This window comes from Psychrobacter sp. PP-21 (assembly GCF_033790785.1).
Taxonomy (GTDB): domain Bacteria; phylum Pseudomonadota; class Gammaproteobacteria; order Pseudomonadales; family Moraxellaceae; genus Psychrobacter.
In genome coordinates, this window is record NZ_JAMYEB010000116.1 from 1 (window position 1) to 271 (window position 271).

The following is a 271-nucleotide window of genomic DNA, read 5'->3' on the forward strand; positions in this document are numbered from 1 at the left end:
GGCCCGGACTCCTACGGGAGGCAGCAGTGGGGAATATTGGACAATGGGGGAAACCCTGATCCAGCCATGCCGCGTGTGTGAAGAAGGCCTTTTGGTTGTAAAGCACTTTAAGCAGTGAAGAAGACTCTTCGGTTAATACCCGGAGACGATGACATTAGCTGCAGAATAAGCACCGGCTAACTCTGTGCCAGCAGCCGCGGTAATACAGAGGGTGCAAGCGTTAATCGGAATTACTGGGCGTAAAGCGAGCGTAGGTGGCTTGATAAGTCAG

General features: G+C 52.8%; 1 rRNA gene. It reads left to right on the top strand.

From position 1 onward, the window contains the following. Window positions 1-271 (top strand): 16S ribosomal RNA (locus NJD71_RS13830); the annotation flags it as partial.